This is a genomic window from Microcoleus sp. S36a_B3 (assembly GCF_036700745.1).
Lineage (GTDB): Bacteria > Cyanobacteriota > Cyanobacteriia > Cyanobacteriales > Microcoleaceae > Microcoleus.
In genome coordinates, this window is record NZ_JAUBPN010000013.1 from 108,432 (window position 1) to 128,479 (window position 20,048).

At 46.5% G+C, this 20,048-nt stretch carries 16 protein-coding genes; 5 read left to right on the plus strand and 11 right to left on the minus strand.

Translation table 11 applies throughout. The features are described from left to right. Window positions 1-207: 207 nt before the first annotated feature. The 4 genes from QUA01_RS15965 to QUA01_RS15980 form a co-directional block, all read right to left on the minus strand. The gene (locus QUA01_RS15965; RefSeq protein WP_333090671.1) at window positions 208-1,242 is read right to left on the minus strand and encodes a patatin-like phospholipase family protein; all 1,035 of its coding nucleotides are present in this window, start codon (window positions 1,240-1,242) and stop codon (window positions 208-210) included. Window positions 1,243-1,386: 144 nt separating this feature from the next. Next, window positions 1,387-2,016 carry a methylthioribulose 1-phosphate dehydratase gene (gene mtnB, locus QUA01_RS15970; protein WP_194067388.1) on the minus strand — a complete coding sequence of 210 codons (630 nt, stop codon included), beginning with the start codon at window positions 2,014-2,016 and terminating at the stop codon, window positions 1,387-1,389. A 227-nt stretch (window positions 2,017-2,243) separates the two neighbouring features. Continuing rightward, window positions 2,244-2,912 (minus strand): HAD-IB family phosphatase, encoded by a 669-nt coding sequence (locus QUA01_RS15975; protein ID WP_333090672.1) that lies wholly within the window; start codon window positions 2,910-2,912, stop codon window positions 2,244-2,246. A gap of 475 nt (window positions 2,913-3,387) precedes the next feature. After that, window positions 3,388-4,233, minus strand: a complete 846-nt coding sequence (locus QUA01_RS15980; RefSeq protein WP_442921552.1) for a Crp/Fnr family transcriptional regulator — start codon at window positions 4,231-4,233, stop codon at window positions 3,388-3,390. A 377-nt stretch (window positions 4,234-4,610) separates the two neighbouring features. Between QUA01_RS15980 and QUA01_RS15985 the strand changes: the two genes are divergently transcribed. After that, window positions 4,611-5,441, plus strand: a complete 831-nt coding sequence (locus tag QUA01_RS15985; protein WP_333090673.1) for a DALR anticodon-binding domain-containing protein — start codon at window positions 4,611-4,613, stop codon at window positions 5,439-5,441. 413 nt (window positions 5,442-5,854) lie between these two features. Here QUA01_RS15985 and QUA01_RS15990 read toward each other — a convergent pair whose 3' ends face one another. The 3 genes from QUA01_RS15990 to QUA01_RS16000 all read right to left on the minus strand — a co-directional run bounded on the left by QUA01_RS15990 (window position 5,855) and on the right by QUA01_RS16000 (window position 9,014). Beyond that, the gene (locus tag QUA01_RS15990; RefSeq protein ID WP_333090675.1) at window positions 5,855-6,994 is read right to left on the minus strand and encodes an ATP-binding response regulator; all 1,140 of its coding nucleotides are present in this window, start codon (window positions 6,992-6,994) and stop codon (window positions 5,855-5,857) included. Beyond that, window positions 6,991-7,362: a response regulator gene (locus tag QUA01_RS15995; protein WP_333090677.1), complete on the minus strand. Its 372-nt coding sequence runs from the start codon at window positions 7,360-7,362 to the stop codon at window positions 6,991-6,993. The genes QUA01_RS15990 and QUA01_RS15995 overlap by 4 nt, the downstream gene beginning before the upstream one ends. A 176-nt stretch (window positions 7,363-7,538) precedes the next feature. Next, entirely contained in the window at window positions 7,539-9,014 is a 1,476-nt protein-coding gene (locus QUA01_RS16000; RefSeq protein ID WP_333090678.1) for an ATPase domain-containing protein, read from the minus strand. Window positions 9,015-9,098: 84 nt separating this feature from the next. Between QUA01_RS16000 and QUA01_RS16005 the strand changes: the two genes are divergently transcribed. After that, a complete protein-coding gene (locus QUA01_RS16005; protein ID WP_333090680.1) occupies window positions 9,099-10,520 on the plus strand; it encodes an FAD-binding oxidoreductase in 1,422 nt (473 codons plus the stop codon). A gap of 293 nt (window positions 10,521-10,813) precedes the next feature. Then, a complete protein-coding gene (locus QUA01_RS16010) occupies window positions 10,814-12,223 on the plus strand; it encodes a (Fe-S)-binding protein (RefSeq protein WP_333090681.1) in 1,410 nt (469 codons plus the stop codon). A gap of 321 nt (window positions 12,224-12,544) precedes the next feature. On the opposite strand, the gene QUA01_RS16015 is transcribed toward QUA01_RS16010, so the two are convergent. Further along, window positions 12,545-14,791 (minus strand): hypothetical protein, encoded by a 2,247-nt coding sequence (locus QUA01_RS16015; protein WP_333090746.1) that lies wholly within the window; start codon window positions 14,789-14,791, stop codon window positions 12,545-12,547. Between the two features lie 161 nt (window positions 14,792-14,952). On the opposite strand from QUA01_RS16015, the gene QUA01_RS16020 reads away from it, so the two are divergent. Together QUA01_RS16020 and QUA01_RS16025 are read left to right on the plus strand one after the other, a co-directional pair. After that, a complete protein-coding gene (locus QUA01_RS16020; RefSeq protein WP_333090682.1) occupies window positions 14,953-15,279 on the plus strand; it encodes a hypothetical protein in 327 nt (108 codons plus the stop codon). A 197-nt stretch (window positions 15,280-15,476) separates the two neighbouring features. Next, window positions 15,477-15,989, plus strand: a complete 513-nt coding sequence (locus QUA01_RS16025; RefSeq protein ID WP_194009974.1) for a phycobiliprotein lyase — start codon at window positions 15,477-15,479, stop codon at window positions 15,987-15,989. A 285-nt stretch (window positions 15,990-16,274) separates the two neighbouring features. Here QUA01_RS16025 and QUA01_RS16030 read toward each other — a convergent pair whose 3' ends face one another. The 3 genes from QUA01_RS16030 to QUA01_RS16040 form a co-directional block, all read right to left on the minus strand. After that, window positions 16,275-16,943 carry a hypothetical protein gene (locus QUA01_RS16030; protein ID WP_333090684.1) on the minus strand — a complete coding sequence of 223 codons (669 nt, stop codon included), beginning with the start codon at window positions 16,941-16,943 and terminating at the stop codon, window positions 16,275-16,277. Between the two features lie 82 nt (window positions 16,944-17,025). Further along, entirely contained in the window at window positions 17,026-19,569 is a 2,544-nt protein-coding gene (locus QUA01_RS16035) for a DUF3769 domain-containing protein (RefSeq protein ID WP_333090686.1), read from the minus strand. Between the two features lie 354 nt (window positions 19,570-19,923). Then, the gene (locus tag QUA01_RS16040) at window positions 19,924-20,040 is read right to left on the minus strand and encodes a photosystem II reaction center protein I (RefSeq protein WP_106151135.1); all 117 of its coding nucleotides are present in this window, start codon (window positions 20,038-20,040) and stop codon (window positions 19,924-19,926) included. Window positions 20,041-20,048: the final 8 nt, after the last annotated feature.

Consider the following 20,048-nt stretch of genomic DNA (forward strand, 5'->3'; position numbering starts at 1 on the left):
AGGGCCAAGCATTGCTAAATAGAGACTTAGCCAATTCTACAGCAATTACTGCGCGATTTGTCAACATATTTTTAGTCTGCCAGCCTTGCCGTTGGTAGGTTATACCATTTTAAATTTTAGATTGAGACTGATTGGTTTTGTGGTCATCATCAGTTTTTCCCAATTATCCAATCTCAAGTCTCAAATCCAAAATCTAAAATTTGATGTCTACTCGGCAAGCAACAAGTCGATAAACTTATCCAAATCTTCGTTATGCTTTTCGGCTTGCTCCTTGCCAATTCTCACCAAATCCAATATCTTCTCTTCCGAAGCATCATCAATCCGCAGCGGTGGTTCGTGGTTCAAATCAGGAGTAATTCTCAAATATTGATTTGGTCTTTCAATCGCATCATAAATTTGGAGCAATTGATAATTTACAGTTTCAGCAACTCCTGTCATCATAATATTAATCAAAGGCTCAACCCACTCAATTTGACCCCAATTTTTCACTTCTTCGTAGGGATATTTTTTCTGAGCTTCTCCCGTCCCCAAAGATAAAATGACCATATCTTTTGCTGTCGGGCCTCTCTCTGGGCGATCGTCGGAAAATGTGAATTTATTTCTCACTTCCGCATAGGCGCAAAGTGCCGGATTGTTTGCGAATACTCCCCCGTCAATTAAAGCGTAGCATTCGTTTGTCAAAGAGTAAATTTTGGGAATTTCAAAGTAAGTGGGAGCGGCCGATGTGGCTCTGGCAACATCTCTGATAAAATAGTCAGCTTCGGGATGTTCTTTCGCATCCATTTGGTTGAAAAAATTAGCTTTTCTTCTTTCCACGTCGTAACTGGAAATTAAACAAGGTTTCAGCAGTTGGCTGAGTTGGCAATCACTAAAGTTTTTCCGAAAGAATTCTTCTAACGGAGGGCTGGGATATTTCTCATCTATCAAACCGTCTATAGAGCGAAATTTTTGCCAAAATGAACTTTTAAAAACGTCGCGACCGCTGTTGATAGAAAAATTAACAGCGTCTAGTGCAGACCACCGAGGTCTGCTGGGATTTTTGGGATCGGGAAATAAATAGATGCAAGTTAAAATTCCTCCCGCACTCGTGCCGGCGATTAAATCGAAATAGTCAGCTATTCTCGCATCTGGGTTGCCGCTTTTCTGTTGCAGCTTTGACTCGATGCTAACTGCAACTTGCGCCGGGATAATTCCTCTGATTCCGCCTCCGTCTATGGATAAAACTCTGTTATATTTAGACATGATTGTTGTTTCCTTTTTTGGATATTTGCTTGTTGGCTACACTTTTGAAATCAAAAGTGTTTGATACGATACTTAGCGGTAAGGTACACCCGAAACACCCTAGATATATTAGATTTTACGTTTAGGAATTTCCTAAATTCATATCTAATATTTCAAATCTAAATTTAATTGGCGGGCTGCGATCGTGTATCGAAAAATGTACTCTACAATTTCTACGTAATTGTAGGCGGCGGCTGGCGAGTCTGCCCAGACTGTGATGCCGTGATCGCGAATTAATAAAGCTGGTACAGAGGGTGCACAAATGGCAAAGTATTCGCAGATTTCCTTGGCTATCTTAGGCACTTCTAAATAATTTGCAAATAGGGGTATCGCCACTTGGGGGTTTTCCTCCCACACGCCCAAACCTTTGAGCATTTCGATCGCGGGTAAAGGCACTGCATCGCCTTCGGTTAGCCGAGAAACTAAATTTGCTTCGATGGAGTGGACGTGATAGCAAGCTTTAGCGTCTGGAAAACTATTGTAAACGGCTAAATGAATGCTGGTTTCGGCGGAAGGGCGACTGTCGGGAACAGGCTGTTCGACGATCGCACCCTCGGAGCTCATTCTGATAAAATCTACTTCAGTCAACTGCCCTTTCGCACGACCACTCGCAGTAATCCAAAAACTACCATCTGGTAAGCGGGCCGAAAGATTGCCAGCAGTCCCCACCATCCAACCGCGATCGTAAAAATGTTTGGCTGCTGCAATTAAATCCGGTCTCAAATCGCCACTCATTCTTTGCAAATCCTCAGTTTTTTGTCCAGCTTTTACGTTAATCAGAATTGCGCTAGTCTATTTAAATGTATGGTGCACAATGTGCACCTTACCAATACACATACCGCAGAGTGAGGTACGAAGAAAGTAATTCACAATTCCCTTCTACGAACAGGAAACACCAATGCCCCATGCCCTGTTTGGCCCATGCCCAAGAGAATCTAATTCACCTGAGAAAGGCTATAATTTCAACTCCATTTCTGGGACAAATTTTCCAACACGTCAAAAAAATTATCCCATTTAGTATAAGGCTTTTGCTGTTCGTCTAGATACTCGGCCAGCCGATCGCGCGCAAACACAGACGAAGCCTGCAAAGCCATATTAAAATCCGTCAGCGAATCTCCAATTGCCACCTGTTCCTTTGCAGGGTGACGGCGCATTACCCGCACCTTAGACACCAATTCTGCATCTCCTTCAAACTCAGCATTTACTTGCAAGCGAGGGCCGCTAGCGTCCAATTCCACAGCGTACAGGGCGATCGCCCGGTGTGCCAAATCACCCATAACCGCCTCTACCATAATCCGTAAACCGCCGGAAACGATCGCAAAAGGCACCTGTTTCTCGTCCAAAAAATCCAGCAATTCCACCAATCCCGGCCGCATCAGCTTTCCCCTAGAAAATTCCACAATTTCCCCGTAATGTTCCGAAGAAATAGACTCTAGTAACTGCCGCACACCCGATCGCAAACTCAGCCTTCTTGCGTACATTTCCGGCATTAGTTGAGACGATAATTCCGGTGCAAAATGCTTCAGCATTGCCACAAAAGTTTCTTCAACAGTTATCGTGCCGTCAAAATCGCAGAATACCACCCGTTGCTGATTGTTCGGAATTGGAGAATTTTGCTTGTCATCAGTCATTGTCAGTCGCACCTTTGGAGAACGGGAAAAGTTTACACAATTCATCGTACACCGAAGGAGTCATTGGGCATTAGTCAATAGTCAATAGTCATTAGTCATTAGTCATTGGTTATTGGTTATTGGTTACTTGCTACGAATTCCCAATTTCCACTTCTCAATTCCCAATAACAACTAACAGTCAACAGTCAACAGTCAACAGTCATTGGTCATCAGGAAGAAGGCTCGCTTCGGCTTCCTTCGGCTACACTCTACCAGTTGTTCTTCGGGTAAAAAGAGACAATAATAGAAATAGAAGAAGGAAGAAACAAGAGGGAAGAAAGCCTTGAATTTTCGTCGCAAAATAACGCTTTATTTTAGATCCAAAGCAGAAGCAATCGACGGCATCGGCGTGCAATGCGAGAAAAACTTCCCGCCGTCTGGTGCGGTTGATATAATAGCTAAACGCTGTTTGCTGACATTGGCCCGGAAGATTTTATCAAGAATCTTCGAGTTCGTCTTCGATATCATCTTCGATATCATCTTCGATATCATCTTCGATATCGTCTTCCAGAGAATCTTCGATATCGTCTTCGAGGAATGCTTCTACATCCTGCTTTTGATTTTTACTTTTTTGGGGATTAGCCTTAGTCGGCAAACAAATTAAATTGTCATCCTCAGTATTAATTAAACCTTTCGATCGCAACTTGCCCATCAGTCGCGTCACAGTCACCCGCGTCGAGCCGATAGCGCTGCCAATTTGAGCGTGAGTCAATACCCAAGGCAGCCTGTAGCCCCGAACCACATCCGGTTCTGCCTCACTTACGTAAGGTTCGCCGAACTCTTCGATCAACAAAGTGAGAAAACCCAGCAGTCGGTCGATCGTCCGGCGCTGTCCCAAAGTGCTCAGCCAGAGGAGTTTCCGCTGGTGCTGGTAGCGAAACGCATCCAAAATTTCCCGGCGAAAGTGAGGCCAATTATCCAAATCGTGCCAATACATCCACACTACGTGAGTTTGATCGGCATGAGCGAAAGCTTGGAGAGTAAACGGAGACTGAGCAACCAGTTCAAAAGGTTGACCCGCGCCGACGAAGCCCAAAAAAGCTTCTTCTGTAGTTTTGCGAGCGGATTTTAGCCCCGGCTTCGCCCCGACGCTAACTTGAGCGCTACCTACGAGCCGCACAGCACCTTTCTGGACTAAATAAAGCAGTCCGGGTCTGGCGGGAATCTTTTCGTCTTTGCTAAAAGTCCGGCAGCGGTAGTGTTCCTGGGCCCAGTCGATAATTCGCTGCCAAGTGATAAAAGGTCGATCGATCGTATCTACAGGTGTGGAAGTTGATTGCATAAGTGAGGCTCTGGGATATATTTAATTAGTTAGAAAAACAGCTTCTGCCAGCATTCTGATACAAAGTGAGACAACCAACCCCCGATCGAACTTGCACGCTTCTTAACAGTGCTGATTATTTTCAGTTTTACCTAAAATTCAATGTAGCAAAAAATACATGAAAATGGTAGAGTTCAGCAAAGAGTTTCACGTAAATTATTGTTATGTAGCCCAAAAATCGCTCCAACGTCGATTAATTGGATGTAGCCGGTCAGGGCGAGCCGATCGCTCATCTGTAATATCAGCAGTTTAACGTACAACAACAGCGCCAGCGGTAACACTCAGAGAGTAATTTTTACCTAATGATGGGGCGATATGGATACACCAAATATGGAGCAGTGCCCGAAGTTACAGTGAAGTGTTTTTTGCTCTCTCAGTTCCGTGGCGCGATCGCCCAACAGGAGACACTGGCACAAATTCCGTTAAATCGGGGTAAAGATAGCGCCGGGGTGCTGTACGTCTCTGCGATCGCCCTGAAATTGGCTAAAACTCGGCAACAGACACCGCAGGCGATCGCCGCCGAGTTGGTCGAAACTCTCAAACCGCTGTGCGAGCCAGATTTTGCCGTTAAAGTCGCACCGGCGGGCATAATTGAGCTGGAGCTGACTGATGCAGGTTTAGCCCTCTGGTTGCAGCGTTTAGCTCAAAATTCCCTCCCAGATCCCGAATCTCGCATATTATCTCCTGTTGTGTCAGGCGATCGACTGTTTCCCATTCAATACAGCCACGCCCGCTGCTGTTCCCTGTTGCGAATGGCCCACCGCGATCGCCTAATTTCGATCGCACAGCCCGATGTCCGTACAGCACCACAAATTTGGTCGCTAGCGCAGCCAAATCCCATACCCTGGCTCAACAGCAGCCAGCAACTGCGGTTAGTACATTCGGGCGATCGTACTTTAATTTCGCAACTAATCACAGCCCTAGACAATTTATCTCCAGTTTTTGGGAATAATTGCATTCAACAAAAACCAGTCAATTATCTCAAAACAGCTAATAATTTGAGCCAAGCATTTCAAATTTTTTACAGCCAATGTCGGATTTGGGGCGAAGTTAAAACAGAAACACCAAAACTCGCCCAAGCCAGACTGGGTTTAGTATTAGCAACTCAATCCTTGCTGCGGTTTATCCTAGAAAAATTATTGAGGGCCACTGCTCCCGTAGAACTTTGATTGCAGTCACACAATGTTGTATCAGAATAATAACTAATACCAAATCCGAGCTTTCTAACTCTTGTATCTTCTGACTTTTCTATTTCCTCTTCTCTTCGTGTTCTAGCGGTGATATCGTTTCCGCTTGCATCGTCAGGTGATTTAACCGCAGAGTACACAGAGTACACAGAGTCCGAGAATATATATCTGAATCATTCCGATGCTACCGGATTTGATATGACGCGCGGCTTCGCCTAAAGCGTCTTCGCGGTTCCATCATAAAGGGGTATGTTACCTAGATTTAGTATTAGTTGTCAGTTGTCAGTTGCTAGTTGCTAGTTGTTATAGCAAATCCGGGTTTTGTATCCCCTTTACGAACCAGTGGCCTCCGGCCGACATCGTTTGTATAGACGCGGTTTCAACCGCCGAATCATCTACTCTTTTTCAATTTTGGCGATCGGCAGCCTTACCGTAAACGTACTCCCGACACCCTCTTCACTGCTCAACACAATTTCGCCACCTTGCAAATCCACGCATTTTTTAACAATGCTCAGCCCCAGTCCAGTACCAGGAATTATACCCACATTTGTCGCGCGGTAAAACGAATCAAACAGCCGTTCTTGGTCTGCCAAAGGTATGCCAATTCCGGCATCTTGTACCGAAAAGATTACCTCAACCTCAGTAACTTTTAATTCAAAAACTACTTGAGTATTTGGAGGAGAATATTTAATAGCATTTGATAGCAAATTGCTGAGAATGCACCGCAGCAAACTTTCCTCCAAACAAGCCATCGCCGATTGACTGTGATTCACAAAAACCAGCGTCACCGGCTCAGTTTGGGGCTTCAACTTCAGGCTGTTCTGAAATTCCGCTACCAACTCATCACAAAACTTTGTTAAGTCTAGCGGTAGCAAGCAAAACGCAATTTTTCCCGACTCAGAGCGGTCTAGCAGCAAAACATCATCTAATAACCGATCGATGCTTTTTGCTGCTGCTTGAGTTTTGTCTAGCATTTCTTGTGTTTTCTCATCTGTTAATGTCGATTTGTATTTAGTAAGAACTTGCGTAGTGCCGATGATGAAGTTCAAAGGATTGCGAACGTCGTGAGCAATCATGTGCAGCAAAGATGTTTTCATCTCGTTGAGTTCTTTCGCTGTTTGCAGAGTGCGGTCGAGTTGGTCGTGAGACAATTTGAGAGTTAAAGACAACTGGCGCGATCGCAGCAAAATTTCCACCCGCGCTTGCAATTCTATTTTCTCGACCGGAGCAATAATTAAATCATCAATAGTTTGCCAAATAAATTGCGTTGCCATCTTTACATCCGAGCGAGATGTAATCAAAAGAAAAGGCAAACATAGGGGGTGTTCTGCCTGTTTTTTGGCAGCCACCCATTGCCAGTGGCTTTTCAGAGCCTGACCGTCAATTACCCCCAAATCGAAAGATTGATTTAACCCTAAAAAATCCTCAATATTTTCTTGTGAGTTTGGCTGCAATATTTCATAGTAAACTGCCAGCCATTCTAATAACAAGCGGCGATTTTCTTTTTGTTCTACAAGCAATAAAATTCGACTCACGCAGATTCTCCTAGCAAGCTGTGAACAACGGATAGCAAATCTCTAACGATCAAAGGTTTTACCAATATACTCCGAGCACCATGGGAGAAGCTTTCGTGCCCAATGGCCGCGCTTTGTTTGGGCGAAAGTATCAGAAAAGGGATTTCGTGATTTCGCAATTGTTCGCAGCATTCCCAAATCTGGCTATCGAAACCAGAAATATCTACTAAAGCCATCCCGATTTTAGCAGGCTGACCGATCGCTCGCGCCACATCTTCCAAGCTAGAAGCCGCGAGCATCTGGTATCCTTCTTTGTTAAGAAATTTTGCTAAAAGCTGCAAGTTTCGCTGATTGCGGTCAACTGCTAAAATTATTGAATTGCCAGTCATCTGTCAGCTTCCTCGGAATAAGGCTGATGCCGTAGGAGATTTTATATTTAAGTTAGCGTCTGGGTACTTCAGGAAAAATCCCTCTCAATCAACAAGGCCGTCTATCAACTTAATGCCTAAATTTTCGACCGCCAAACAGCCGATTGAGATCGACCCAGAACCCTTTCAACCCCGATTCAATCTTCATCCACTTCCCCCTCAACCCACACCGGCGCAGAGCTCAAAATGCCGCGCAGCCCCCGTATCGGCTTGCTGACTTTGATGCCGTAGCGAGTAATATCGAGTTCTCGCAGAGTTTTCTCGAAATTGCTGACTCGTTTTTTAATTACTCCGATCGCCTTGCGGATTTCTGTTCTATTATGCAGTTGGCGTTCCAGATAGCGGATAAACAGAATATTATCAGCCAAATAGCTAATCCCGATCTCGGTCATCCGAAAATCTCCACCAATCCCTTCTACCTCATTAATCAAAATGACCGTCACTCCCATATTCTTGAGATACTTGCACAAAGCGTGCAAATTGTTCACCAAATCTTGCCCCCGCATCGAAAGTTGATAGCCAGAAACACTGTCAATCATCACAATCCGCGTCTTTTCCTGCTCCACTTCTCGGCGTACCATACAGGCAAACTGATCCGGCGAGTAGAGCAAAGGTTCCACGGGTATCACCGAAAGACTTCCCCCCGCCATCATCGCCCCAACCGGGATGTTAACGGATTCGCAGCGGTGCAGCAGAGTAGAAATTGACTCCTCAAAAATGTAAACTACCGATCGCTCCCCCCTTCCCGCCGCCTCCTTCATAAACTGAATTCCCACCGTCGTTTTACCCGCACCGCTAGGCCCAGTAATCACCGTCACAGTCCCCCGTTCCAGTCCCCCGTGCAACAGTTCGTCCATTTCAGGAACCCCAGCAGAAATCGGTTCAGCCACAAAATCCTGTTGATAGTTGTCCGGCAGCAGTCGCGGAAATACCTCCATACCAGTCTGAGTCAGGCGCAGCGAATGGCGGCCGTTGCGGAAGTTGGAACCGCGCAGCTTAGTGACAGACAGAGTGCGCCCTTCACTCAGCAGTTCCAAATAAATTACTCCGTCGCTGATGAATTGCAAATCGTCGTCGGGAGCACTTGACGTGCCTTCTGAGGTGAACACCACCGTCGCCCCCCCTTCCACCAAAAACCGCAGAAAAGACAAAACTTGCTTGCGAAACTGAAACTCATCCGCAGCTAAATAGCGAAATTGAGTAATCGCATCCAAAAATACCCGAGTAGGCTTGACAGCTTGGACTCGTTCGATAATCTTTTGTGTAGTGGGTTCTCGCTCTACCTCCGACGGGGAGAAAATGTCGTAGGTTTGAACTTCTGTAAAAAATTCCGAGGAGGGACTCAAATCGAGGAAAGCCATCGCTTCGATATCAAAACCGAGAGTTTCGGCATTGGCGCGCAATTGCGCTTCCGGTTCTCCTAAAGTAATAAACAGGGACTTTTCACCCACAGCAATACCTGCGGTCAAAAAGTGCAAGCCCAGCGTAGTTTTGCCGGTGCCAGGGCCGCCCCGCACCAGATAAGAGCGCTGAGCAATCAGCCCGCCGTCAATCACTTCGTTGAGACCGGTAATTCCTACAGAAAGTCGGTTTTGAGACATTGGTTGGTTCATGTTTTGAATATCGGGCCCGTATTAATATTTAATGGTTTTAGGCAGTGTTGTAATTATTTTTTTACCGGGCGTCTGATAACCTTGATGAAATCTTTCTCTACCGAAAATTACGTTACCACACAAAAATTAGAAAATATTGTTGGCACTGCTGCCATCTGTCTGCAGCAAGACATAGAGGCGGTTTGGCAGAATCGGGTAGAAAAAGCAACTGCCCCCGGTACTTCAATAGACTGCACTGTTTACCCGCATACTCAGGCAGAACTCGCGGCCGTGATTGCTTGTGCTCGGCAAAATCGCTGGGCCGTCTTGCCGGCAGGGAGTGGCAGCAAACTCGATTGGGGGGGTTTGGTTAAATTAGATCCGGATCCCCCCCAGCCTAGGGCGGGCACGGGGGCACCGCCCCTACCAAGGGGGGAGCAAGATGTTGTCAAAGTCCCCCTTTTTAAGGGGGATTTAGGGGGGATAGCGGCTGTCAGTACGGCGCGCCTGAATCGCCTTGTAGAACACGCTGTGGGCGATTTAACGGTGACTGCGGAAGCGGGGATGAAGTTTGCGGATTTGCAGGAAATTTTAGCTGCAGCAGGTCAATTTTTGCCGATCGATCCAGCATATCCGCAGCAGGCAACTTTGGGCGGTATTGTCGCTACTGCTAGTGCGGGTTCTCTGCGGCACCGCTATCGGGGCGTGCGCGATTTGCTGTTGGGAATCACCTTTGTGCGATCGGACGGTAAAATTGCTGTAGCTGGCGGTCGAGTCGTTAAAAATGTCGCCGGTTACGACTTGATGAAACTGTTTACCGGTGCTTACGGCACCTTGGGAATCATTTCTCAAGTAACTTTCCGAGTTTATCCATTGCCTGAATCATCGGGAACTGTAATATTGACTGGGGAAACTAATGCTTTAGCTGAAGCTGCTCAAATCTTATTATCCTCTGCCTTGACTCCAACAGCCGTTGATTTGCTGTCGCCGCAGTTAGTAGAAAAACAGAGTTTGGGTAAAGGTTCGGGATTAATAGTAAGGTTTCAAAGTATCGCCGAAAGCGTTAAACAACAATCAGCCCGCTTGCGGTCAGTTGGCGAAAAGTTGGGCTTGCAAGGTACTAGCTGCGACGGTAATGATGAGGATCAATTATGGGAAAGATTGCCAGAAACAATGTGGGATTCTACCAATAATTCAGCAATTATTTGTAAAATAGGCATCAGACCGTCGGAAGCTGTCAAGGCAATTAATGAGTTGCCGGTACAGGACGCTTTGATTCATGCCGGCAGCGGTTTGGGGGTTTTGCGGTTTGAGACGGCGACTGCTGAAACGCTGTTGCAGGTACGCAGGGGGTGCGAAGCTAATGGCGGTTTTTTGACTGTTTTGGCAGCGCCGACCAATATCAAGCAAGGGTTAGATGTTTGGGGCTATACTGGAAGTGCGATCGATTTAATGAGCCGCATCAAACAAGAGTTTGACCCGGAAAATATTTTTAGTCCAAATCGCTTTCTATTAAAAGGTTCGTAGTGAGGACAACCGTCCTTTTTGAATCTATTTCTAAGTCTTTTGTGAACCTGATTTTTTTTAACGAACCGCGAAGGCGCAAAGAGCGCAAAGGAAGAAAGGAGAAGAAAATAAGAGAAGAGTTTGTGTTTAATTGACTGATGTAGACTTCCTATCTAGAAACTTCTCTAAAAGTTAGATTTTTCTTGATTTAGCAAACCCATTATATTACTTCTTCCTTCTTCCCTCTTCCGACGGACTTACATCCGTTACATCCCGTACATTGCTCGTTGCCGAACTTCCCTCTTGCTTCAAATATGCAAACTTCAGAAACATCTCAAATTCCCAGCGACGATTTAAGGCCAGCAAAAGACAGCAATTTTTTAGCCCAAAATCCCCACTTAGAAACCCTCGAAATTCCCGGTTTCGATGCTAACAATCCGCCCGATCCGAAATTAATTGATACTTGCGTCCACTGCGGCTTTTGTTTGTCAACTTGTCCGAGTTATCGCGTACTCGGCAAAGAAATGGATTCGCCCAGAGGCCGCATTTATTTAATGGATGCAATCAACGAAGGCGATGCACCTTTAAACGAAGCAACTTCGCAGCATTTTGATACTTGTTTGGGCTGTTTGGCCTGCGTGACAACTTGTCCTTCTGGGGTTCAATACGATAAGCTAATTTCTGCAACTCGCCACCAAGTTACTAGAAATCAAGAACGCACTTTTTCTGACAATGTAATTCGTACTCTGATTTTTAATCTCTTTCCCTATCCTCACAGGTTGCGGCTTTTGCTTGTACCGCTGTTTGTTTATCAAAAATTAGGACTGCCCAAACTAATTCGTAAAACAGGTTTGCTGAAAAAAGTATTTCCTCGCTTGGCGGCGATGGAATCTATTTTGCCGAAGGTAACAGTTGATTCTTTTCGGGATAATTTACCCGAAGTTATTCCCGCACAAGGGGAGAAACGCTATCGAGTTGGCGTGATTTTAGGCTGCGTGCAGAGGTTGTTGTTCTCGCCGGTTAATGAGGCTACGGTGCGTGTTTTGACGGCTAACGGTTGCGAGGTTGTGATTCCGAAAAGTCAGGGATGTTGTGCTGCTTTGCCGGAACATCAAGGACAAGCTGAACAGGCGAAATCTTTGGCGCGACAAATGATTGACAGTTTTGAAAATACTAATGTTGATTTTGTCATTATTAATGCTGCTGGCTGCGGCCACACTTTGAAGGAATACGGCCACATTTTAGCAGATGATGCGGAATATCGGGAGAAAGCTGAGAATTTTGCGGCCAATGTTAAGGACGTGCAGGAGTTTTTGGCAAGTGCGGGGATTACGGCGAAACTTCATCCTTTGGTTGATGGAGATTTGACAATTGTTTATCAGGATGCTTGTCATTTGTTGCACGGACAAAAGATTAGTTTGCAGCCGCGCCAGTTGTTGCAACAAATTCCTGGTGTGAAGCTAAAAGAACCTGTGGATGCTGCTTTGTGTTGCGGGAGTGCGGGGGTTTACAATATGTTGCAGCCGGAAATTGCTGATGAGTTGGGCGTGCAGAAGGTGGAGAATTTGCTGAATACTGGGGCGGAGTTGATTGCTTCTTCTAATCCTGGTTGTTCTATGCAAATTAAGAAGCATTTGGAGTTGCAGGGGAAGGCTGTTACTTTGATGCACCCGATCGAGCTTTTGGATTATTCTATTCGTGGGGTGAAGTTGCAGAGGCGTTAGTTGGCTGGGGCGGGCGGTGTCTGCCCTGTTTTTGATGTTGAATGAGATTTTTTTTGATGAACCGCAGAGGGCGCTGAGGGCGCGGAGTTAGAGAGGAGAGAGCAAGATGAATAGGCTATTGTATTGAGAAAGATCGCATTTTGGGCTGCTGTCCTAGCAGAAAGACTGCGATCGATGGGAATTGACCCGGAACAATTGTAGACTGGATTGGGGCAAAGGCCGATCGCACTTTTAAAGTTTAACACAAGTGCGATCGGCACAACAACCAATGACTAATGACCAATCACTAATGACTAATAACCAATAACCAATAACCAATAACTAATAATCAATTCCCTCTTCCAACTTCAAAAAATGCACTTGTCCCGAAGCTTCCGCCGCCACAATTGTCACCCCATCCGGTGCAATAGCGCAAGCTTTCAAAGCACTATCTCCCCTGAAACTAGCAACTATTTTTCGACTCAACAAATCCCAAACTTTCAGAGTATTGTCATCGGAAACCGAAATCACTTTATTTCCCAAAGTCGCCACAGATGTTACCGCATCCCCATGACCTGTCAAAGTAAAAATTTCTTTTCTACTTGACAAATCCCACACTCTCAAATTTGGTTCTCGCCCGCCAGAAATTGCCCATTTACCATCCGTTGTAACTGCCACAGCATTCACAAAACTCTCATGACCTTTGAGAGTGAAAAGTTGATTTTTGACGACTACATTCCACATATTTTTCAAAATATTCTTTTCTTTCCCCAAACTCCAAACTTTCAGAGTTTTGTCGCCGGCCGCCGAAATTACACGTTTTCCGTCGGGAGTAACTGCTACAGCTTTTATCCCGTCAGTATGACCTGAAAATGTAAAAACTTCGTCTCCTGTTTCTAAACTCCAAACTTTAATATTCTTGTCTCCTGAACCAGAAATTGCCATCGTTCCGTCAGGCGTAACAGCTACAGAATTTACCCAGTCTGTATGGCCCCTGAAAGTCAAGATTTCGGTTCCGGTTTCTAGATCCCAAAGTTTCACGGTTTTGTCGCCGGAACCCGAAATTATTCGCTGGCTATCTGCTGTGATTGCGATCGCTTTTACCCAATCTTGATGTCCCCCAATAGTAAAAATTTCTTGCCCATTTTTGAGATTCCAGACTTTAATTCTGTTGTCTCCTGAACCAGAAATCGCTTTAGTACCGTCCGCCGTCACTGCTACAGCATTTACCCAGTCATCGTGACTTGCAGGTGATAAATTTTCTTTGCCTGTTTCTAAGCGCCAAACTTTCAGGGTTTTGTCAGATGAACCAGAAACTATCTGCTTCCCGTCGGGGGTAACAGCGACAGCATTCACGGGCGCGATGTGATTGGTAAAAGTAAAAAGTTCTGCTTTTGTTTCTAAATTCCAAACTTTCAGGGTTTTGTCGCCGGCTGCCGAAATTACTTGTTTTCCATCGGGAGTGACTGCTACAGCTTGGACGAAACTGCTGTGTTCTCCTAAAGTGAAAAGTAGCTTTTCTTCTAACAAACTCCACACTTTGATAGTGCCATCATAACTGCCGGAAATTATTTGTTTACCGTCGGGAGTTACGGCTACTGATTTCACCCAATCTGTATGTCCGGTGAGGGTAAAAAGTTCTTGTCCTTTTTCTAGATTCCAGACTTTAATACTGTTGTCTCCCGAACCGGAAATTAACTGTTTGCTATCTGGAGTTACTGCTACGGACTGGACAAAACTGCTGTGACCTTTCAGGTTGAAAATTACTGTTCCTGTTGACAAATCCCAAACTTGTATACTGCCATCCCAGGAACCGGAAATTATTCGCTTGCCGTCGGGAGTTACTGTTACTGCTTCTACTGCAAAAGTATCGCCTGCTAATGTTAATATTTCTGTTCCAGTTGCTAAATTCCAAATTTTAATCGTGTTGTCCCAAGAACCGGAAATTACTTTAGTGCTGTCTGGGGTGACGACTACAGCATTGACGTAGGTAAGATGACCTTTGAGGGTGAAAAGTTCTTCTCCTGTTTCTAAGTGCCAAACTTTGAGATTGTGGTCTGAGGATGCAGAAATTACCCGCTTGCCGTCGGGGGTAACAGCTACAGCTTGTACCCAGTCTGTATGTCCGGTGAGGGTACGCAGCAATCTGCCGCCCGGAGGGGTAAAGCTAGGCGTTAGGGGTCGCAACCAGGGGTTTTTCTGCTGTTTTGCTTGGGTTAGGAGTTTGTTGATTTCGGGGGTTTCAAAGCGCATTAAGCGGGCAATTAGTTGCGCTGCTAGTTGGCTTTTGTCTTTTGCTAAAATGTGGGCAGAAAGTCTGATAGCTTCTTGGATTAACTTGAGGTTTTCGTTGTTTTGATCGGTAATAGTATCAGGATTTGTTGCTAAATCATAATCTTCTATTAGGGCTTGTACTCCTGATGCTGACAGCTTGGATTCAATAAATTTGTAATCTGTTAGTAAGCTGTATAATTTTTCTAAGTCTGAAGTCGCTGCTAGCTGATTTGGCAGCATTTCCAGACAGTGTGTCTGTTCTGCAGACTGCATTGTGTCCAGCCCTTCCGTAAACTCGCTCATAAATTTGGTGATGTCTTTTTTTAAATGTATGCGATCGCTAGCTGCACGTTGCTGGAAACTCGCTCGAGAATCTTTTCTCGTTTATTTAGGATGACATATTTAAAGGCTATTTGCTACCGGGCTACTGCCCTTGATGAGGCTGATGGTTCAATGAATCGCGGGTGTTTGAGTCCGTGTCTGCTTTGAGAATTTTTAATGAGTGCGATTGCTATCAACCGCAGCCCGTGAAAATTCAACTCTGCAGCGCCAAATCTACCGATCGACAAAACCTGACATATATCGTTGTTTTTCTTAATATAGCTGGTCTGGGAATGATGATTGTCGATCGGCTAACACTCTCAAAGCTCAATTTTTTAAGGTACTACAATCCTATTGGATGCGCGAATCAGACTTTTTTAGCGCAATACGATGCCGAATCTAATTTTCTGTCAACTCGGCTGCATCAGCCTCCTGTCGCCCGGTGGGGTTTCGTACCTCAACTAAACCTGCAATCTGCTTGACCCAAATCCCGGAAAGTTTTGCAGGCGCGCCCTATTCCTTTAAAATATAGAGTGGCACTTGCACTCTTAAACCTAGTTTATCAGCTAAAATCATTGGTTTAACCGCTAGGTACGCAGGCAGAAACCGGGTTTCTGAGTTTATAGCACGCCCGTGGCGATCGAAAATAAAGAAGTATTTAAGTTTAGAGACAAGTTTTATGGATGTTATCGAGTTTTTTGAGTTAAGTGCAGGTAAATGGTTTTCCCAGCGTACCGTACACAATCTTCAGTCTGGCGAATTGCAGGCTGGTAAATCTGACCTCAAAATAGAAATGGTGACAGCTAGCGATGCAGCAGTTGTCAAACTTTGCCAACAACACTCGATTAACCCTACCTCAACTCAGCTAAAGGGCGTTCGGATTTCTTGGGACGGTATTCCCGATCGCAACCAAGCTAAACAAATTGGTTCTACAATATTAGCGATCGTCCCCAATCCCGACAATCCTAGGGAAGGTCAAGTGTTGCAAGAGAAGGGAAACGCCCGCTACGTGATGGGCGATGACGATGTGCTGACATTGATTACAGAATCAGATACTGTCCGCGCCGAAGAAAGGCTGTGGTATCTCATGCCCAATCTGCGGCTGCGGACTAGCGTTGTTAAGCAAGCTAACGGTACTCAACAGGCATCTTTTTGTTCGGAAATTCGGATGGGAGTAAGTGCGAAAAGTTAACTTTCGGTTTATTGAACAATTGAACAATTGAATAATTGAGGAATCAGAGATTTACCCCACTGATGAATCTGCTATAGCGGTTCTCAAGCGTAGTGATATCGTTTCCGCTTGTATCGGAATGATTTAACCGGCGCTAGAACACAGAGTACACAGAGTCCGAGAATATATATCTGAATCATTCCGATGCTACCGGATTTGATATGAGGTATGCCCAATGCCCAACGCCCTGTTTGCCCAATGCCCAATGCCCTGTTTGGCCCATCCCCCATGCCCAATGCCCAAAATTTACACTTTCTTTCTGCTTTCTCGCTTTTTGATTCGGCCTTTGAGGGCAATGGCTTTTAACTTGGTGTGAAAATCAGTGTGTTTGACAACTGGGAATGATTTTGTCACAGGTTTATCGGGTAAAAAGCGATCGACCTCGGCTTTATCGGCGAGGGCGGTAAGGGCTAGGTCTTCATATACTACAACTTCTTGATTTTCTTTTGTACGATCGCGATCGGGTAATTTTTCTGTTTCCTGTACTTCTATGTTCGGGACTTCTGCATCTGGCGCGCGATCGATTTCGGGCTCTGACGGCGCAAGCAAATCTAACTCTGCGACACTGACTGCCGGTGCGGGGATCGATAAAACTCTACCGTCCTGCGGCAGTTTAGGATCTTTTTCAACGTTTAAATCTTGAGGAAAATTGTTGCATACTAAGCGTTCAAACTCGCGATTAAAATGATAGAGCGGTTCTCCTATCCGGTGCCACATACTCAATAGCTGATCGACAGAAACAGCTTTGTAGCGCCCTTGATAAAGCGCTTCAACCACTGCTAAACGCAGCCAGTAGCCGGGGTACTTGGTCAGCCATTCACCCGCCAATTTTTCGGCTTTTTTGCCACCTAGGTCAAAGCCGTAGTGAACCAGCAGAGCCGCTGCTTGTGCAGATATTGCCGTCACTTCTATCATTTGTTATTGGTTCGTTGACTGTTGTCTGTTGACTGTTGGTTTTAAATACCCTGTTTGACCAATTCCCAATTAGCCAATTGAATTAATCGGATAAACGGACGCCTCCTTCTACTGTTTTCACGTCTCCAGAAAAAGGTTGGGGAGTGCCGTTCCAATTGAAGTCGCTAATTCTAAAAGTCAGGCTCCCGACTTGACGTTCAGGATTAAAACGCAAAATAATTGCGTAGCTGCGACGGCTGTATTCTAAAGTGTAGTTCGTACTTATTGCTTCCTTGCTCTCTAAATTAATAGCTGTTTGAAAGCCGACTCGAAATCCTCCGTAAACTTGCTGGACAAGTCCAAAAGATAGGACTTTCAAATCTACTAGCCGATCGAACAAATAAGGCGATATGCCGTCCCGCGCTACCTGAGTGTAAGTCACGTTAAATCCAGTGTAGTCGAGGAAAGGGCGGGAGAAATGGCCGAACTGCCCTTGAATGCCGACGCTGCTGGCGATCGAGTTTTGTGTGTCGCCGCTGCTGTAATAAGTGCCAACTCCCCGGACTCCCAAGGCTAATTGCAAGAAAGGAACCACTGGGTTGCGCGTGTACTTCAAACCCTGGGTGGGAGTGCGGGGTAGCGGTTTACCCTCCCACAGGTTGAAGCCGCGGCTCAAGGCGAAGCTGGCTTGGGCGCGGCCCAAATCGATGCGGTTGTTTTCGCGCACTGGTTCGAGCAAGTCTGGTCGATCGGTGTCAGCATTGATAAATTGATACCCGGCTTGATAGCTGAGATTGATGCCTGTGCTGCCGAGTGGGATGACGGGGGAAGTGAGGACTGCCCCGAGGCTGCTCTGCACGGTTTGATAGCCCAGAGAGCCGTTAAACAGTCGATCGCGGTAACTGTATTCTGCCGCTAGAGAGTGAGTGCCGATCGACTGCCGCAGGCGCACATTGCCCCGAAAGCTCTCTTCTGGCAAATTCGGGAAATCCTCGAAACTCAGAAATATCGCCGAGGCTTCGATATTGGTACGAGGGCCGAGCCTAGAGGTCAACTTCGCTTTGAGTCCGTAGCTGTCGGGAAAAAACGGATTGCCGCCGTGATCTGCCACGACCCGCTGAAGGTATATTTGGGGTGTCAGGGTGAGGCGCACCGGCCCGTTTTGCAACACCTGAAAACCGCACTCGGCGTACAAACCGCCCCTGTCCCCGCCATCGTAGCCAAAGGTCAAACAAGGGCCGTTCTGCTGTCGGCTGTCAAACACTTGTCTGCGGGGATACACGGGTATTTTGATGCGGTTGTCAAATACTAAGCGGGGCGAATTTGTGACTAATTCTTCAGCCGTGGGGGAAATGCTTCTAATCGTCGCCCTCCGCGCCCTGTATTCAAATTCTGGCGGGGAAAAAGGGTCGTTAGTAATCCGAATGTTAGTTGCGACTCTGGCGCCGTTGGGCAGAAGTTCGAGGCGTTCTGCTTCAAAGCGGATGCGGTTGACTGCGCCGACAACTTGGGGGGCTGCTAGCTGTCCGCCGCCACCGATGGTGACGCTGGCCGCTCCTGGGGATTTGACTCCGCGCAGGGGCTGCTGGCTGGTAATTCGATCGCTCAGAGGCTGTTCGAGAATGGTTCCGGCACTAATATCTGTGGGTAGTGTGGGCGTTAATTCGCTACCTGCTGCGGGGAGGAATATTTCGCCGCTTGCTTGTTCGACTGCGCCGGAGTTGAGGCCGAGATTGAATTCCATCTGCTGGCCGCGGACTACTTGTTGGCCGCGAGTATAGGCGACGTTGCCTGATGCTACCACTTGGCGGGTGACTAGGTTGACGATCGCCCGATCGGCATCTATCACAGTTTGCCGGAACCGCACCACAACATTACCAACCGCCGTGACAATTTGCTGCTTGTCGTCAAATTCTTGCCGGTCTGCCTTAATTTCGATGGTATCGGCCGGACTCACCGGAAAAGGCACCGTCCGCTGAGATGGTGCGGTGCGGACTCCCGGCGCGGCTGGTTTGGGCTTTGGTTTGGGCTCTCTTGTTGCGGGTTTGGGGGCGGTTCTTGGTACGGGGGCGGTTCCTGGTGTGGGAATGTCGAACTGTTCCTGCTCGGTGGGAGGCTGTTCTGGCGCGGGTTCTGGAACGGGAATCTCTGTTGGCACGGGAGCGTTCTCTTCTAACTGTCGGCCTTGGGCCTGATACCAACTTTCTTGCGGTTTTAGCGCATTCTTGTCCTCTTTTCTCTGCTCCCCTGCTATTTTTTGGCGATTTCGAGCTGCCACAGCATTTTCTACCGAACCTAGCTGGTAAGCAGTAAATGAGGAATCTTGCTTAGCTGCTGGAGTTTCGGGTTTTTCAGCAGCAACCGGCTGCCCAAATCCCGCTACTGCTTCGTCGCTTTCGACTGTGGCTGGAGGGTGTGCGATTTCTGGAGGCTGTTGGTTGCTGGCTGGGGCGTTATCGAGGACTGCTGCTTCTTCTACTTGGGCCGGTTGCTGGGGTGGCTGAACGATTTCTGAACTTGGTTCCGGTGTTTCTACGGAGTTGCTGGGGGTGTCTCCATCACTGGCTGCGACAGTTAGGGCTGCTTTCTTTAGTTTCGCGATGTAGATGATGGCAGGTGGTTCGGGCGGCGGTACCGGATATGGCATAGTTACAACAGGTGAGTCATCCGATTTTAGATTTTAGATTTTAGATTTTAGATTTTAGAGGTTTTTTATAGCTGAGAATCGATCGTCCAAATTTTCGCACTTAACAGGCAGCGTTTCAAAGTTAACCTAAATTTTTTTGCTGGGCGGAGTTGTTAGCTGGCTCATCTTTATAAACTTGATTGCTTGCTAGATGTTTCGCGGGAATCAGCGAATATTTCAACGGGTTTGTTTTGCCACAAGATAACCTCGCTGGTGGTGCGAGGTCAAGTTTTGATTGAGTCATTTTTGTGGCTTTGTGCCCTGGTTCGGGGGCTGCGGTGTCGGGCCCCCGAACTAGCGGCCCAGATAGCTGGCTTATTCCATATCTCTGCGGTTGGGGTTCCGGGCTGGGTCATTGGACAAAAATCCAAATACGAACAGGGAAACAAAAAATAGGACAACTACATTAACTACGATTTTGAGGGTTAGCACTGTGGGAG

Coding starts and splice junctions, on each gene's coding strand:
- QUA01_RS15965 (WP_333090671.1), bottom strand. CDS start 1,242: ATGTCTAAATATAACAGAGTTTTATCCATAGACGGAGGCGGAATCAGA.
- mtnB (WP_194067388.1), bottom strand. CDS start 2,016: ATGAGTGGCGATTTGAGACCGGATTTAATTGCAGCAGCCAAACATTTT.
- QUA01_RS15975 (WP_333090672.1), bottom strand. CDS start 2,912: ATGACTGATGACAAGCAAAATTCTCCAATTCCGAACAATCAGCAACGG.
- QUA01_RS15980 (WP_442921552.1), bottom strand. CDS start 4,233: ATGCAATCAACTTCCACACCTGTAGATACGATCGATCGACCTTTTATC.
- QUA01_RS15995 (WP_333090677.1), bottom strand. CDS start 7,362: ATGACTGGCAATTCAATAATTTTAGCAGTTGACCGCAATCAGCGAAAC.
- QUA01_RS16000 (WP_333090678.1), bottom strand. CDS start 9,014: ATGAACCAACCAATGTCTCAAAACCGACTTTCTGTAGGAATTACCGGT.
- QUA01_RS16005 (WP_333090680.1), top strand. CDS start 9,099: ATGAAATCTTTCTCTACCGAAAATTACGTTACCACACAAAAATTAGAA.
- QUA01_RS16010 (WP_333090681.1), top strand. CDS start 10,814: ATGCAAACTTCAGAAACATCTCAAATTCCCAGCGACGATTTAAGGCCA.
- QUA01_RS16025 (WP_194009974.1), top strand. CDS start 15,477: ATGGATGTTATCGAGTTTTTTGAGTTAAGTGCAGGTAAATGGTTTTCC.
- QUA01_RS16030 (WP_333090684.1), bottom strand. CDS start 16,943: ATGATAGAAGTGACGGCAATATCTGCACAAGCAGCGGCTCTGCTGGTT.
- QUA01_RS16035 (WP_333090686.1), bottom strand. CDS start 19,569: ATGCCATATCCGGTACCGCCGCCCGAACCACCTGCCATCATCTACATC.